We start from the raw sequence: 13,055 nt of genomic DNA on the forward strand, positions 1-13,055 counted from the left end.
CCAGTAGATCATGATACGAATCATGACTTTCTTGGTTAGAGCATTTGAGATAGTTGCTATTTGGTTCTATTTTACCAGAGCGATTTGCAGTGGGGGCGGGAAGCTCCGAAATTTTCGGCAGTATGTCATGATAGGGATACATCATATGATCAATCTTCGGATGGAGTATTCAGCGCCAGTTGATGAACGCGTGAATATTTCTCGGTTGCTGGAAGATCTTCATCAAGTGTTACTCCACGATGAAACCATTCAGCGGTTCGGTTTATCAGTTAAAAGCAATGCCGTCCGGAGCCACCAGTGGTTTGTCGGTGAGCAATTAGATTCTGCTGATTTTATACAGTTGATCGTGGAAGTGAGTCAGGAATATGTTGCAGATATCCGTCACGCTGTGATCAGAAAACTGACCGAACGCTTTGAGCAAGACGCAGATAAAATTGAAAATCTTTCAGTTTTTTTGAGAACGATTGAGCAGCACTATATTCGACAGCGCAGTTAAAAATACCCTCAAGCGAGGGCTGTGCGATAACAAATTTTAGGTTTCAAACGCTATCGAGAGATCGTGTCAAGCTATATTGGTTCAGGCACAGGATCGCAAAGGCATATCTTTTTTCAGTGCGCCCTCATCATATATGGTTTCACCATCTCTGATTTAAACATTCGACCTGTATCGCTGAAACGGAATCACATCAGCAGGGCTTGGGGTGTCGTCTGCTGAGTTACTGGTTAATGCATTCTGGAATTTTACCATCTGAGTACTTAACTCTCTCATCAGTTTTACATTCGCATGATCCGCATTTTTACAGGAGCGCACGACTCTATCGATGTGGCTTTGCTGAGCCCAGAGTCGGTCTTGCATTTTTCGCGACGATGAGAGAATCATCTCTTCACAGATATCTCGTTTGAGCATCGCGAATGCTTCCGGATTGTGTTTAGCCAGTGCTACCAGCTCATCAAATGGGGGGAGCTCGGTATAAAAACTTGGTGCGGCCATATATATCACCTCAGTTTCTTTGTATGCCAACCTATGACTCAAATTAAGTGCGTTTAATTTGAATACTACTCAATGATAAACCAAATTTGAACAAATTGTGAACTTAATGTGAGAAGTTCTAACAAATGGACGCTAACTGAGTTTTTTGATGATATAGCTGCAACGACGATGTCCGGAGACAATATGTTCTTGGCGTTCGATAGTACATAATCCTTCAAGCAGCGACTGAAAGATGTGTAATTCAGATTGGCAAAAGCTTTGGCATCGCGTTGCTGCTTTACATATCGGGCAGTGGTTCTCGATGAGACGGTAGCCGTCCGATAGCGTTTCCAGCTTAACCATATAGCCTTCTCTCTCTCGTAAGGTCACGAGCTTCTCAAGCTTTTCTTCCAAGGTCGAACAGGTCTGAATTTCAGCACTGTATTGTGACAATGTCTGCGTTTCTCTGGTTGCAACGATTTTAGCGATACCTTCTGAGCCGTATACCTGCTCTATTGCATCAATCACCTGAAGTGTGAGTTCGCCATGACGGTCGGCAAAGTAAGCGTGTCCATCTTCTGTCAGTGTCCAGTGGCGAGTGGGGCGACCCACCTTGACTTTCACATCATAAAAGCGGACTAACCCATCCTCTTCAAGTGACTGAAGATGTTGACGGGCTCCCATCGTTGTGATCTCGAAGCGATCAGCAAGTCGTTTCGCTGTGACAGCGCCTTCTTGCTTAAGCGTATGCAATATCTTGTCGGCTGTTTTCATTGGTGTCCTCTTTGCTCCGCCTATTATTCAGACTTCAGTTAATAAAGTAAACAATTGACTATTGGCTGAAGATGAGAAGCTGTCGGAGAGAAAAACTCGGGAATGATTATTATTTTGTTATATAGATCACGTTTTTTTGCTTGTTCACCCTTGGGATATTTACTTTTCTCCCCCACATAAGAAAGCACAAGCTGGTAAACAGCGTTTTCATAAACAACACAAATAATTAATCAGGAGAGACGACCGATGAATATTCGTCCATTACATGACCGAGTTATCGTTGAACGCCAAGAAGTTGAATCCAAGTCTGCTGGTGGGATCGTTTTAACTGGTTCTGCGGCGGAAAAATCAACACGTGGGAAAGTGCTTGCTGTCGGCAACGGCCGAGTACTTGAAAATGGGACTGTTCAGCCGCTGGACGTCAAAGTTGGTGATACTGTTATTTTTGCTGAAGGTTACGGCACCAAGTCGGAAAAGATCGATGGCAAAGAAGTATTGATCCTTGCTGAAAATGACATTCTAGCGATTGTCGAATAAAAGTAGGCGTTGAGTAATTTTTGCTCTTATTCAAAACAATTGACGAAAACCGAATTAAGAAATAGGGAATAAAAAATGGCTGCTAAAGACGTTAAGTTTGGAAATGATGCACGAGTAAAAATGCTGGAAGGTGTAAACGTTCTGGCTGATGCAGTAAAAGTAACATTGGGTCCGAAAGGCCGTAACGTTGTTCTGGATAAATCATTTGGTGCGCCAACCATTACTAAAGATGGTGTTTCTGTTGCACGTGAGATCGAACTGGAAGATAAATTCCAGAATATGGGCGCACAAATGGTGAAAGAAGTTGCATCTCAAGCAAATGATGCAGCTGGCGACGGCACAACAACTGCAACAGTTCTGGCTCAGTCTATCGTCAATGAGGGTTTGAAAGCGGTTGCTGCCGGCATGAACCCGATGGATTTAAAACGTGGTATCGATAAAGCAGTGATTGCAGCGGTTGAAGCGCTGAAAGGTTTGTCTGTGCCATGTGAAGATAACAAAGCGATCGCACAGGTTGGTACAATCTCTGCGAACTCTGATGTCAGCGTGGGTAACATCATTGCCGAAGCAATGGAAAAAGTCGGTCGCGACGGGGTTATCACCGTTGAAGAAGGTCAAGCGCTACAAGATGAGCTGGATGTCGTTGAAGGGATGCAGTTTGACCGTGGCTACTTGTCTCCTTACTTTATCAACAATCAAGAATCTGGTTCTGTTGAGCTGGACAATCCATTTATCTTATTGGTTGATAAGAAAATATCTAATATTCGTGAATTACTGCCAGTGCTTGAATCTGTTGCAAAAGCATCTCGTCCGCTGCTGATTGTTGCAGAAGATGTTGAAGGCGAAGCATTGGCGACACTCGTTGTGAACAACATGCGTGGTATCGTGAAAGTCGCTGCCGTGAAGGCACCTGGTTTTGGGGATCGTCGTAAAGCGATGCTTCAGGATATTGCGGTTTTGACTGGTGGTACGGTCATCTCTGAAGAAATTGGTCTGGAGTTGGATAAAACAGCACTGGAAGATTTGGGTCAGGCAAAACGTGTCACTATCACGAAAGAAAATACCACAGTCATTGACGGCGCTGGTGAAGCGGCTGCAATTGATGGTCGTGTTGTTCAAATTCGTCAACAGATTGAAGAAGCAACATCTGACTACGACAAAGAGAAGCTTCAAGAGCGTGTTGCTAAACTTGCCGGTGGTGTTGCCGTGATTAAAGTGGGCGCCGCAACTGAAGTTGAAATGAAAGAGAAGAAAGACCGCGTCGAAGATGCTTTGCATGCGACTCGTGCTGCTGTTGAAGAAGGTGTTGTTGCCGGTGGTGGTGTGGCACTGATTCGTGCAGCTTCTCAATTGACAGACCTGAAAGGTGACAACGAAGAACAGAACGTTGGTATCCGTGTTGCACTACGTGCAATGGAAGCGCCAATCCGTCAGATCGTATCCAATGCGGGTGATGAAGAGTCTGTTGTTGCGAATAACATCAAAGGCGGCGAAGGTAACTATGGTTATAACGCGGCTACCGGTGAATACGGCGATATGATTGAAATGGGTATTCTTGACCCAACCAAAGTAACCCGTAGTGCACTTCAGTTTGCAGCATCGATTGCTGGTCTGATGATTACCACAGAAGCGATGGTGACTGACGCACCGAAGAGCGATGGCCCGGCAATGCCTGATATGGGCGGCGGCATGGGCGGTATGCCAGGCATGATGTAATTTATTCATCATCTAAGCATGATCTGAAAAGGGTGAGGTTTCCTCACCCTTTTTTCATTTTATCGGTAGCTGGTATAGGATGTTGATCTTCTTTCTGACGATGGTGTGGCTATGTTAATTCAAGGATTAAGTTATGCGAATGCGACGGAACAGCTGAATATTTCCCACTGGGAACTTCAGCCTTCACAGCATTGGGGAGTATTTATTGCGCATGCGCAGAGTAGTGAACTTTTAGTTCGCCTTTTTTCCGGTACGCTGACAGCAAGTGAGCAGGCAATTGAAGGCAAACCTGCAAGCGTTGGCTTAGTGTCTCTGTCGGAGCAGCAGCGGTTACTGGATGATGAAATCGCTAAAGATGAAACTGATTTTCAGGACCATATCGATTATGGCTCTACGGTCGAGATGCTGTTACGGGACGCCGGATGCACCGAAGATGAATTTGCATATTTGCTTGAACTGACCGATTTGAACCATTTGAGGGCTCGGGGATTCCGCCAGTTATCAACCGGTGAAACACGACGTTTAATGCTGGCTCGGGCATTAGCGGGAAAACCGGAACTACTTATCTTGCATGAGCCTTATTCGGGGTTAGATGTAGCGCATCGTCGTCAGCTAACCGACTGTCTGAATCAACTGGCTGGTGAAATGCAATTGGTTGTGATTACTTCAAGAGAAGATGAACTCCCCGAATGTCTCACCCATATTGCCTTGTTTGATGACAAGCAGTTGACTCAGACCATGACGATTGAGCAATGGCGCGAGCATCCGATTTTAGAACAGTTGGCGGCGTTGACAGAGAACAAGCAGGAAGCATGGCTGGCACTGAGCCGACAATATGAGCCAGACACTACGATGGCGAACCCGAGAGTGGTGATGAATCAAGTTAAGGTTGAGTATACGGATGGTCTGATTTTTCAGGATCTGTCGTGGCAGATTCAAGCGAACCAACATTGGCAGATTCGTGGTCCGAACGGATGTGGTAAAAGCACCTTGCTCGGTCTGATTTTGGGTGATCATCCTCAGTGTTACTGTAACGATATTACCGTGCTGGGGATGCGTCGCGGTAGTGGTGAAAGTATCTGGGATATTAAGCGCCACATCGGTGTGGTTTCTTCAGCGCTTCATCTGCAATACCGGGTGAACTGTTCTGTTTTGGATGTGTTGCTATCGGGGTTCTTTGACTCGATCGGTCTTTATGAAAAACCGTCAGCGAAGCAGGTGCAGATGGCCCGACATTGGTTAGATGTGTTGGAAATGAGTCATTATGAAAAGCACACATTCAAGCAACTGGATTATGGACAGCAGCGATTACTGTTAATCGTGCGAGCGTTAATCAAACAGCCTGTTTTACTGATTCTCGATGAACCCTATCAAGGGTTGGACTACTTGAACCGCCGTTTGGTGATGATTGTGCTTAACCGTCTGGCTGAATTGAATATGACGCAGTTATTGTATGTCTCGCACTATGAGGAAGATCGACTCTCTGCAATTCGTAATTATGTGGATTTTGTTACAGCGCCAGAGGGGGGATACCGAGTCTGTATCTCGGAGGGGGCGGAACCGTCCTCCGGATAACATCTTATTGCCAATGTTCAGGCTATTCTAAATGGAGGTCCAGTGGGGTTTTGCTGCTGCGGCCGCCAATTTCCCGGGTCAGTCTGGGGACGAGATAACCGGATACTTGCTCAATCACACCTGCCATAATTGTTTTTGCATCCTGATCAGAAACAAAGAAATGTGCGGCCCCCTGAACCTTATCCAGAACATGCAGATAGTAGGGTAGAATGCCCGCCTGAAACAGCGCTTCACTCAGTTCAACCTGGGCTGCAACCGAGTCATTGATCCCCTTTAGCAGAACCGCCTGATTGAGCAAAGTGACACCGGCCTGACGCAGAGACGTCATCGCCTGACTGAGCGATGTATTGATTTCATGGGCATGATTGATATGAGAGACAAAAACCACATTCAAACGGGTTTGAGCGAGTAGCTCAGTCAATGCCGGGGTGATTCGTTCCGGGATCACAACCGGCAAACGAGAATGAAACCGCAATGTCTGAATATGTGGAATCAAAGCAATCTGTTCGATCAACCAACTGAGTTCATGGTCTTTTGCCATAAGCGGGTCGCCCCCGGAAAGAATCACTTCATTCAATTCAGCGTGTTGTGCGATGTAATCTAAGTTTTCTTGCCAGACCGTTTTATTGCCTTTGTTGTCCTGATAGGGAAAATGGCGGCGAAAACAGTAGCGACAGTTGATGGCACATGCGCCTTTTAAAATCAGCAATACCCGATTCTGATATTTGTGTAATAGCCCCGGGTGTTGATTGTTCTGTTCTGCTAGTGGATCCGTTGAAAATCCAGGTAGAACATCGAATTCCTGACTGAGGGGCAGCACTTGACGTAACAGCGGATCAAACGGATTCCCCTTTTCCATTCGCTCGACAAAACTAAGCGGTACCCGCTGTGCAAAAAGCTTCCTAGCTTTAAATCCTTGCATCCAAGGTGTTGGATCAATTTCTAGATATCTGAGCAGTTGCTCTGGATCTGAGATCGCATTCGCAAGTTGTTTGAGCCAGTTTTGCTCAACAGATTCAATTTTTCGGGTTATTATGTGCGGCATTGAATTTAACTCGAAGTATAAGTAAGAGGAAATAATGGCTACTGTTAGCACGAATGAGTTTAAAGGCGGTCTGAAGATTATGATCGATAACGAGCCTTGTGTCATTCTCGAAAACGAGTATGTAAAACCAGGTAAAGGTCAGGCATTCAATCGCGTTAAAATCCGTAAATTGCTTTCCGGCAAAGTGTTGGAAAAAACCTTTAAGTCCGGAGATTCTGCAGAAGTCGCAGATGTCATGGATATCGATCTGGATTATCTCTATTCCGATGGCGAATTCTATCACTTTATGAATAGCGAAACATTCGAACAAATTGCTGCTGATGCAAAAGCTATCGGTGACAATGCGAAATGGTTAGTTGAAAATAATGCATGTATGCTGACGCTGTGGAATGGCAACCCTATCGCTGTTGCGCCACCTAACTTTGTTGAGCTGGAAGTGACTGAGACTGATCCGGGCCTAAAAGGTGACACTCAAGGAACAGGCGGTAAACCCGCAACACTATCGACCGGTGCGGTTGTTCGTGTGCCTCTGTTTATTCAGATTGGTGAAGTGATCAAAGTAGACACTCGTACCGCTGAATATGTGAGCCGCGTAAAATAAACGGGCGTTAGCATGAGGTTGCGATGAGCTTCAGCTTCATGTGGGTTTAAATAAAAAAAGGGCTGCCGAATCGGCAGCCCTTTTTGATCGCACGTGAGTATCGTTTAAATCATAAAAATGAATACGATAGCGAGCGCGGAAATGATCGCTGCAATGCCATAACAGGCGACTTTACCCATCACACCGGTATGGATTTTCAGGTCATGCATGCCGTGATGAACACGGTGCATTGCGTGCCATATCGGGAGTGCAATGGTTGCAATCACAAACAGTGCACCAATGATATTGGTCGCAAAGTCTGCAACACGGTCATAGCTTAGGGCATCTGCATCAAGCATGCCCATCGGCCCCATGATCCCCAGTACAAAAATTGTGATTGGGGTAATCATGGCAAACCATGTGCCACCGGCACCAAACAGGCTCCACCAGATTGGTTCTTCTGAACGTTTTGGATTTTGGTTAATCACATGAGCCTCCTTAAACGATGATGAGCACGAAAACAGAAATCACGGCAACAGCAACCCATTGGCTCAGTACGATAATTTTCTTATCGATTAACTTGCCTTTCAGTCGCATCGGTACCACTTGCGGCATCATGCCAAAGAAGGTATAGGCATGAAACAAACTGGCGATCAGCGCAATGACATTGATGATGATGACCACTGGATTCGCCATAAAGTTCAGCCATGATTGCCATGCTTCCGGCCCCTTCACCAGACATCCCAGACCGACAGTGAGGAAGAGGGTAAACACGATTAACGGCAGGACCGTCGCTTCACGAACCATATAGAAGCGATAGAACGGATTGCTTTTCCACCACGTCCGTTTCACTTCTCTTATATAGGGCTTACGATTACTCATCTCTTTTATGCCTCCTGAGGTTTCAACATCGCGATGACAAAGTCCATGGATGATACCACTTTACCTTGGTTGACCGCCGCTGCCGGATCGACATTCTTCGGACACACTTCAGAGCAGTAACCGACGAAGGTACAACCCCAGGCCCCATTTTCACCATTGATCAGTTTCATCCGCTCGGCCTGACCATGGTCACGGCTGTCGAGGTTATAACGATGTGCCAATGTCAGTGCGGCCGGACCGATAAATTCCGGATTGAGGCCGAACTGCGGACAGGCGGCATAACACAAACCACAGTTGATACAGCCGGCAAACTGTTTATATTTTGCCATTTGCTCTGGCGTTTGTAGGTTGGTACCGTCTTCCGGTTTACGATCATTACCGATGATATAAGGTTTAATGGCTTCCAGACGTTCGATGAACGGTGTCATATCGACAATCAGATCTTTTTCAATCGGGAAGTTTGCCAATGGCTCGATCTTCACGCCGTTCGGGTAGTCACGCAGAAAACTTTTACAGGCGAGTTTCGGTACGCCGTTGACCATCACGCCACAAGAGCCACAAATCGCCATCCGACAAGACCAACGATAGGAGAGGTCCTTGTCCAGATGATCTTTCACATATGAAATGGCGTCGAGGATCGACATGGTTTCATTGAAAGGGACTTCAAAGGACTGTAAGTGAGGCTCAGCATCTTTTTCCGGGTCATAACGCAGAATGTCCACTTTTTGAATACGTTGGGTGACCATGATTATTTCTCCTCTGCGCGCTGTTTGGCTTCTTCGGCTGCGGCGGCTTGCTCAGCCGCGGCACCATAAAGACGAGCTTTCGGTTGTGACTTGGTGATGGTGACATCGCTGTAGTCAATCCGAGGCGCTGCATCTTTTTGATAGAATGCCAGAGAGTGTTTGAGGAAGTTGACATCGTCACGTTCGGTACAACCGTCATCAAGACGTTGGTGTGCACCACGGGACTCTTTACGGAGAATCGCTGAGTGAACCATTGCTTGGGCAACTTCCAGACTATGACCGATCTCAATCGCGTACAGTAGGTCAGTGTTAAAGACTTTGCCTTTGTCTTTGATGCTGATTTTCTTATAACGCTCTTTCAGTTCAGCCAGTTTATCAACGGTCTGTTGCATCAGGTCTTCCTGACGATAGATCCCACATCCGGCTTCCATGGCGTTGCCCATTTCAGTGCGGATATCGGCCCAGTTTTCATCACCTTCCTGATCCATCAGAGATTGAAGGTGTTGTTCAACCGCTTTGACCTGCGCTTCAATGGCTTGATCATTCCAGCCTTTGAATGTTTCAACTCGTTTGACGGCGTGTTCACCGGCAACACGACCAAATACAACCAATTCAGCCAGTGAGTTGGAGCCGAGACGGTTCGCGCCGTGCAGACCGACAGATGAACATTCACCGACAGCAAATAAGCCTTGGATCCGAGTTTCACATTGACCATTGGTTTCAATCCCACCCATGGTGTAGTGCACCGTCGGACGAATTGGGATTGGCTCTTTGACCGGATCGACGTTCACGTAAGCTTTTGCCAGCTCACAAATAAATGGCAGACGCTCATGCAGGTATTCCTCGCCCAGATGACGCAGATCCAAATGGACGACATCGCCGAGTGGATGTGGGATGGTGTTGCCTTTTTGCTGTTCGTGCCAGAAAGCCTGAGAAACTTTGTCACGCGGACCGAGTTCCATATATTTGTTTTTCGGTTGGCCGACCGGTGTTTCCGGGCCCATACCGTAATCTTGCAGGTAACGGTAGCCGTTTTTATTGACGATAATACCGCCTTCACCCCGACACCCTTCGGTCATCAGGATCCCTGTACCGGGCAGACCTGTCGGATGGTACTGGACAAACTCCATATCGCGAAGTGGCACACCGTGACGATAGGCCATTCCCATACCATCACCGGTTACAATGCCACCATTGGTATTACATTGATAAACACGGCCTGCACCACCAGTCGCCAGAACGACGGATTTTGCTTTAATCGTGACCAGTTCACCTTCTGCCATATGAATGGCAATCAAACCTTGCACCTGACCGTCGTCCACCAACAGATCAACCACGAAGTATTCGTCAAAGCGTTTGATTTGTGGATATTTCATGGATGTTTGAAATAGGGTATGCAGCATATGAAAACCGGTTTTATCTGCGGCAAACCAAGTTCTCTCAACCTTCATGCCACCGAAACGGCGGACGTTGACTTCACCATTTTCTTTCCGGCTCCAGGGGCAGCCCCATTGCTCCATCTGGATCATTTCCCGGGTTGAGTTTTCGACAAAATACTCCACGACATCCTGTTCACAAAGCCAGTCCCCACCACCGACAGTGTCGTTGAAATGGTTATCTAAGCTATCCTCATCCTTGATAACTGCTGCGGAGCCTCCTTCTGCGGCAACCGTATGTGAACGCATAGGATATACTTTTGAAATCAGAGCCACCTGTAAATTAGGGTTGGCTTCTGCGGCAGCAATCGCAGTACGAAGACCAGCGCCACCAGCGCCGATGACCGCGATATCTGTGGTAAGTGTTTGCACAGTTATCCTCCAGTGAGTGATTTGCGGGAATCCCGCTTATTATCTAAAAACATAGTGCTTTTAGGGTTTTTCTAGTCTAATTGAAGTCATATGCTGAAAAAATTGATTTCGTTAGGTTTTTAATCGAATATGATGCTTTATCATCGATATAATTACCCCATGTGTGATTGCTTTCACGTTTTAGATTTTATTGTGTAAGGAACCCAACTTTTCATGCCGAGTCACCTATCTTGGAAACCAACGATTTCAATGTCTCACCTGCGAGAGCGTTCTCGATTTATGAATGCTATCCGGTGTTTTTTGACCGAAAGAGGTGTTTTGGAAGTGGAAACACCCTCAATGAGCCTTGCGACCGTCACTGATGTTCATTTACAAACCTTCAAAAGTCAGTTTTTCGGACCTGATTTTGCCTCCGGTCGAGCGGTGTATCTTATGACAAGTCCTGAGTTTCATATGAAACGTTTGCTTGCCGCAGGTTCCGGTTCGATTTTCCAGCTTTGTAAAGCATTCAGAAATGAAGAGAGCGGTCGCTATCACAATCCTGAATTTACTTTACTGGAATGGTATCGAGTCGACTTTGATCATCATCAGTTGATGGATGAAATGGATGATTTACTGCAAGGCATATTGATGTGTCCGTCTGCGCAGCGCATCACTTATCAGCAAGCTTTTTCCGAGCATGTCGGTGTCTGTCCTTTATCGTGCGAGATGGATGAACTGCGAATGAAGGCTCAGCATTTTGGATTTGCTGATATTGCTGAACATGAGCAAGATCGGGATACGCTTTTGCAATTACTGTTTAGTATGGTGGTGGAACCGGCGATTGGTCAGACGGCTCCGGTATTTGTTTATGATTTCCCGGCCTCTCAGGCAGCGCTTGCGCGGGTGAGTGCTGATGATCATCGGGTCGCTGAGCGGTTTGAAGTTTATTTCAAAGGCATTGAATTAGCGAATGGTTTTCATGAACTCGATGATCCGCAAGAACAACTGCGCCGTTTTGAAGCTGACAATGAGAAAAGGCTGCAAATGGGGTTGGAACAACAGCCGATTGATTATCACCTGATTCAGGCGCTTGAAGCTGGTTTGCCCCATTGTGCCGGTGTTGCATTGGGGATTGATCGGTTAGTGATGCTGGCTCTCGGACAGGCTCATATACAGGATGTGATCGCGTTTCCTTTTCCGAATGCTTAAAGCGAGTTAAACGTGTAAGGACATCGTCAGCATCAAGGTGCTGATTATGTCGTTAAAGTCGATTTGCGTGAGTCATTCTTAGTGTGTAAAGTTTGCCGCTCTTTCGGTTTATGATGTGAATCACTCGCGTCTTCGGAATAACATCGTTATACTCCCAATCTGTTTTTGAACTGCAATATAAGAGACAGGACATGCAGGAGTATATTGAGTTTTTCCAGCAGAATATGATTCTTTCGCTGGCGTGGGTAGGTATCTTAGTTGCACTTATCCTGAATATTTTTAAATCATCCACAGCTAAATATCAGACGATTTCGGTGAACGAATTAACGCATCTGATCAATAAAGAAGATGGTGTCGTGGTTGATCTTCGTTCTAATGACGAGTTCAGACAAGGGCATATCACCGAGTCGGTGAACTTGTTACCTTCAGAAATTAAGTCCGGATCTTATGGTTCCCTTGAAAACCGTAAATCTACCCCCATCATTGTCGTATGTAAAACAGGACAAATTGCACAGGAGAGTGCCACGTTGTTGGCCAAAGCTGGTTTTGAAAAGGTTAGTCTATTGAAAAATGGTCTTGTTGCCTGGAATGAAGCCAATCTTCCTCTTGTTCGTGGTAAAAAATAGTACAATCCTCAAGGAATGAAATTCTTTGGTGATTATGAATCAATAAGGAAAATATCATGTCTGAAGCAGCGCAACAGCAAGAACCTCAGCAGAACTTTGCAATCCAGCGCATCTATTTGAAAGATGTCTCTTTTGAAGCTCCTAACTCCCCGGTTATTTTTCAGAAAGACTGGAATCCGAACGTCAATCTGGATCTCGATACGCAAAACAGAGAACTGGGTGACGGCATTTATGAAGTCATTTTGCGTCTGACTGTGACCGTAAAAAATGAAGATGAAACTGCATTTTTATGTGAAGTTCAGCAAGCGGGGATCTTCTCTGCCGAGCAAATGGAACCGGGTCAACTAGCGCATTGTTTAGGTGCATTTTGCCCGAATATTCTTTTCCCTTATGCGCGTGAAACTATTTCTAGCCTGGTTGTGAAAGGAACATTCCCACAACTGAATCTGGCACCGGTTAATTTTGATGCATTGTTTATGAACTATTTACAACAGCAAGCATCTGAGGAAGCTCAGCCAGAGAACGCTTCTTAAGGGTGTCGTTTGACCCGTTAGCAGTATTTTGGTAGCTACCTAATAAAATGCACACGACATCAGTAAGGTGTT

15 protein-coding genes are annotated in these 13,055 nt (G+C 46.0%); 8 read left to right on the forward strand and 7 right to left on the reverse strand.

The window, feature by feature from the left end; translation table 11 throughout:
* The first annotated feature begins 145 nt into the window (after nucleotides 1–145).
* A complete protein-coding gene (locus tag MKS89_RS01125; protein ID WP_072960565.1) occupies nucleotides 146–496 on the forward strand; it encodes a hypothetical protein in 351 nt (116 codons plus the stop codon).
* Nucleotides 497–649: 153 nt separating this feature from the next.
* Here the strand turns inward: MKS89_RS01125 and MKS89_RS01130 are convergent, their stop codons facing one another.
* Together MKS89_RS01130 and MKS89_RS01135 are read right to left on the reverse strand one after the other, a co-directional pair.
* Nucleotides 650–991, reverse strand: a complete 342-nt coding sequence (locus MKS89_RS01130; protein WP_072960567.1) for a DUF3135 domain-containing protein — start codon at nucleotides 989–991, stop codon at nucleotides 650–652.
* A gap of 132 nt (nucleotides 992–1,123) precedes the next feature.
* Entirely contained in the window at nucleotides 1,124–1,744 is a 621-nt protein-coding gene (locus MKS89_RS01135; protein ID WP_072960569.1) for a helix-turn-helix transcriptional regulator, read from the reverse strand.
* A gap of 246 nt (nucleotides 1,745–1,990) precedes the next feature.
* On the opposite strand from MKS89_RS01135, the gene MKS89_RS01140 reads away from it, so the two are divergent.
* The 3 genes from MKS89_RS01140 to MKS89_RS01150 all read left to right on the forward strand — a co-directional run bounded on the left by MKS89_RS01140 (nucleotide 1,991) and on the right by MKS89_RS01150 (nucleotide 5,572).
* Complete coding sequence (locus tag MKS89_RS01140; RefSeq protein ID WP_059119701.1) at nucleotides 1,991–2,281, forward strand: co-chaperone GroES; 291 nt, start codon at nucleotides 1,991–1,993, stop codon at nucleotides 2,279–2,281.
* A gap of 75 nt (nucleotides 2,282–2,356) precedes the next feature.
* Nucleotides 2,357–3,997, forward strand: a complete 1,641-nt coding sequence (gene groL / locus MKS89_RS01145) for a chaperonin GroEL (protein WP_072960571.1) — start codon at nucleotides 2,357–2,359, stop codon at nucleotides 3,995–3,997.
* A 111-nt stretch (nucleotides 3,998–4,108) separates the two neighbouring features.
* Nucleotides 4,109–5,572, forward strand: coding sequence for an ATP-binding cassette domain-containing protein (locus MKS89_RS01150; protein WP_072960572.1), 1,464 nt, complete (start codon nucleotides 4,109–4,111; stop codon nucleotides 5,570–5,572).
* Between the two features lie 22 nt (nucleotides 5,573–5,594).
* Here the strand turns inward: MKS89_RS01150 and epmB are convergent, their stop codons facing one another.
* The gene (gene epmB, locus MKS89_RS01155; protein WP_072960574.1) at nucleotides 5,595–6,617 is read right to left on the reverse strand and encodes an EF-P beta-lysylation protein EpmB; all 1,023 of its coding nucleotides are present in this window, start codon (nucleotides 6,615–6,617) and stop codon (nucleotides 5,595–5,597) included.
* Between the two features lie 34 nt (nucleotides 6,618–6,651).
* Here epmB and efp point away from each other — a divergent pair, with 34 nt between their 5' ends.
* Entirely contained in the window at nucleotides 6,652–7,218 is a 567-nt protein-coding gene (gene efp / locus MKS89_RS01160; protein ID WP_072960576.1) for an elongation factor P, read from the forward strand.
* Between the two features lie 104 nt (nucleotides 7,219–7,322).
* On the opposite strand, the gene frdD is transcribed toward efp, so the two are convergent.
* From frdD to frdA, 4 genes are read right to left on the reverse strand one after another with little or no spacing between them, the layout of a single operon-like run.
* Nucleotides 7,323–7,685: a fumarate reductase subunit FrdD gene (gene frdD, locus MKS89_RS01165; protein ID WP_072960578.1), complete on the reverse strand. Its 363-nt coding sequence runs from the start codon at nucleotides 7,683–7,685 to the stop codon at nucleotides 7,323–7,325.
* A 10-nt stretch (nucleotides 7,686–7,695) separates the two neighbouring features.
* Nucleotides 7,696–8,079, reverse strand: coding sequence for a fumarate reductase subunit FrdC (frdC, locus tag MKS89_RS01170; protein ID WP_072960580.1), 384 nt, complete (start codon nucleotides 8,077–8,079; stop codon nucleotides 7,696–7,698).
* A gap of 5 nt (nucleotides 8,080–8,084) precedes the next feature.
* Nucleotides 8,085–8,825, reverse strand: coding sequence for a succinate dehydrogenase/fumarate reductase iron-sulfur subunit (locus MKS89_RS01175; protein ID WP_077316259.1), 741 nt, complete (start codon nucleotides 8,823–8,825; stop codon nucleotides 8,085–8,087).
* Nucleotides 8,826–8,827: 2 nt separating this feature from the next.
* The gene (gene frdA / locus MKS89_RS01180; RefSeq protein WP_252518337.1) at nucleotides 8,828–10,633 is read right to left on the reverse strand and encodes a fumarate reductase (quinol) flavoprotein subunit; all 1,806 of its coding nucleotides are present in this window, start codon (nucleotides 10,631–10,633) and stop codon (nucleotides 8,828–8,830) included.
* Nucleotides 10,634–10,846: 213 nt separating this feature from the next.
* On the opposite strand from frdA, the gene epmA reads away from it, so the two are divergent.
* From epmA to secB, 3 genes are all read left to right on the forward strand, one after another.
* Nucleotides 10,847–11,824 carry an elongation factor P--(R)-beta-lysine ligase gene (gene epmA / locus MKS89_RS01185; protein WP_072959220.1) on the forward strand — a complete coding sequence of 326 codons (978 nt, stop codon included), beginning with the start codon at nucleotides 10,847–10,849 and terminating at the stop codon, nucleotides 11,822–11,824.
* A gap of 191 nt (nucleotides 11,825–12,015) precedes the next feature.
* Nucleotides 12,016–12,450, forward strand: a complete 435-nt coding sequence (locus MKS89_RS01190) for a rhodanese-like domain-containing protein (protein WP_072959217.1) — start codon at nucleotides 12,016–12,018, stop codon at nucleotides 12,448–12,450.
* 56 nt (nucleotides 12,451–12,506) lie between these two features.
* The gene (gene secB, locus MKS89_RS01195; protein ID WP_021019578.1) at nucleotides 12,507–12,983 is read left to right on the forward strand and encodes a protein-export chaperone SecB; all 477 of its coding nucleotides are present in this window, start codon (nucleotides 12,507–12,509) and stop codon (nucleotides 12,981–12,983) included.
* Nucleotides 12,984–13,055: the final 72 nt, after the last annotated feature.

Origin of the sequence: Vibrio gazogenes, assembly GCF_023920225.1 — a bacterium.
GTDB lineage: Bacteria > Pseudomonadota > Gammaproteobacteria > Enterobacterales > Vibrionaceae > Vibrio > Vibrio gazogenes.